Origin of the sequence: Streptomyces sp. NPDC058662 (assembly GCF_042716255.1) — a bacterium.
Taxonomy (GTDB): domain Bacteria; phylum Actinomycetota; class Actinomycetes; order Streptomycetales; family Streptomycetaceae; genus Streptomyces.
In genome coordinates, this window is sequence record NZ_JBHXRU010000207.1 from 1 (window position 1) to 2241 (window position 2241).

Genomic DNA, 2241 nt, shown 5'->3' on the forward strand with positions numbered 1-2241 from the left:
CTGCGGCGGCTGACCGCGCCCGGTACCGGCCCGTTGGCGGTGCCGGGGGAGGTGCGGGTGATCGACAGGGTCCGGGGGCGCCCCCACGTCGTCCGGCGCCTCCGGCTGTCAGATGCGGACCTCGACGGCGCGCGCCGCGCGGTCGTGCAGGCTGCGGCCGTCCCGGTCCCGGACCAGTGCCGGGACCACCAGTGCCAGCAGGAGGGTGCGCAGCGCCACGCGGCCGATGCCCAGGCGGCCGCCGTCCTCGGCGACCACGCGCAGGCCGACGATCCGCTTGCCGGGGGTGAAGCCCACGGTGCCGACCGTCAGGAGGGTCAGGGCGAGGAAGAGCCACAGGGTCCAGTCGCCGGTCGCGGTCAGGTTCCGGCCGGTGATGAGGCCGTAGGCGATGAGCTGGCAGCCGACCCAGTCCACGGCCACGGCCGCGAGGCGGCGCCCGAAGCGGGCCATGGAGCCCGGGCCCTGCTGCGGCATGCCGAGCCGCCGGCCCGGATAGCCGAAGTCGGCGCCCATCTCCTCGGCGGCGGCGCGGGGGCCTGAGAGCCACGATCCGATTGCTTGCCTGTTGTCCACCCGAACACGGTACCGGTGCCGCTCCACGGCACCCTGCCCGGACCCTGGTTAACTTGTGCGAAACAAATGGGTCATGCTTGAGAAATCCCGTCTGCTTATGGTCGGGTCAGCGTGCGACACCGCACTGGCGCACCACGAGCTATAAAGCCCGTCCCTACCCCGGGGCCGGGAGTAGGAGGAGTTGGATGTTCCAGAACGCCGACGAAGTGAAGCAGTACATCGAGGAGAACGACGTCAAGTTCGTTGACGTCCGCTTCTGCGACCTGCCTGGTGTGATGCAGCACTTCACCATCCCGGCGCGGGCGTTCGACCCCGCGGAGGAGCTCGCCTTCGACGGATCCTCCATCCGCGGCTTCCAGGCGATCCACGAGTCCGACATGGCGCTGCGCGCCGACATCACCACCGCGCGCCTGGACCCGTTCCGCAAGGACAAGACGCTCAACATCAACTTCTTCATCCACGACCCGATCACGGGTGAGGCCTACAGCCGCGACCCGCGCAACATCGCGAAGAAGGCCGAGGCGTACCTCGCCTCCACCGGTATCGCCGACACCGCGTACTTCGGCCCCGAGGCCGAGTTCTACGTGTTCGACAGCGTGCGCTTCGCGACCTCCGCGAACGAGGGCTTCTACCACATCGACTCCGAGGCCGGCGCCTGGAACACGGGCTCCGAGGAGAACAACCGCGGTTACAAGGTCCGCTACAAGGGTGGTTACTTCCCCGTAGCCCCGGTCGACCACTTCGCCGACCTGCGCGCCGAGATCTCCCTGGAGCTCGACGCCCAGGGCCTCCAGGTCGAGCGCCAGCACCACGAGGTCGGCACCGGCGGCCAGGCCGAGATCAACTACAAGTTCAACACGCTGCTCGCCGCGGCCGACGACCTGATGCTCTTCAAGTACATCGTGAAGAACGTCGCCTGGCGCAACGGCAAGACCGCGACCTTCATGCCGAAGCCGATCTTCGGCGACAACGGCTCGGGCATGCACGTGCACCAGTCGCTGTGGGCGAACGGCGACCCGCTGTTCTACGACGAGGCCGGCTACGCGGGCCTCTCGGACACCGCCCGCTACTACATCGGCGGCATCCTCAAGCACGCGCCGTCGCTGCTGGCGTTCACCAACCCGACGGTGAACTCCTACCACCGCCTGGTGCCGGGCTTCGAGGCGCCGGTCAACATGGTGTACTCGCAGCGCAACCGCTCCGCCGCCATGCGCATCCCGATCACGGGCTCGAACCCGAAGGCCAAGCGCGTCGAGTTCCGCGCCCCGGACCCGTCCTCGAACCCGTACCTCGCCTTCGCGGCGCTGCTGCTCGCGGGCCTCGACGGTGTGAAGAACAAGATCGAGCCGATGGAGCCGATCGACAAGGACCTCTACGAGCTCTCGCCCGACGAGCACGCGAGCGTCCCGCAGGTCCCCACCAGCCTTGAGGACGTCCTCAAGGCGCTGGAGGCGGACCACGAGTACCTCCTGGCCGGCGGTGTCTTCACGCCCGACCTGATCGAGACCTGGATCGACTACAAGCGCACGCACGAGATCGCCCCGATCGCGCAGCGTCCGCACCCGCACGAGTTCGAGCTCTACTTCGACCTCTAAGGAGTCGGGCCGGCAACCGGCCCGAACCGCGGAAACGTCTGAGACGCAGGCCCCCGGCCGCTCCCTGGAG

2 protein-coding genes are annotated in these 2241 nt (G+C 68.6%); one reads left to right on the forward strand and one right to left on the reverse strand.

Annotation, left to right across the window (positions count from 1 at the left end):
• Positions 1-108 precede the first annotated feature (108 nt).
• Positions 109-576, reverse strand: a complete 468-nt coding sequence (locus tag ACFWUQ_RS31390) for an RDD family protein (RefSeq protein ID WP_384544813.1) — start codon at positions 574-576, stop codon at positions 109-111.
• A 185-nt stretch (positions 577-761) separates the two neighbouring features.
• Between ACFWUQ_RS31390 and glnA the strand changes: the two genes are divergently transcribed.
• Positions 762-2171: a type I glutamate--ammonia ligase gene (gene glnA, locus ACFWUQ_RS31395; protein ID WP_356883236.1), complete on the forward strand. Its 1410-nt coding sequence runs from the start codon at positions 762-764 to the stop codon at positions 2169-2171.
• Positions 2172-2241 lie beyond the last annotated feature (70 nt).

Excerpts from the sequence above, each read along its gene's own strand:
- glnA (WP_356883236.1), top strand. The coding sequence starts at position 762 with ATGTTCCAGAACGCCGACGAAGTGAAGCAGTACATCGAGGAGAACGAC.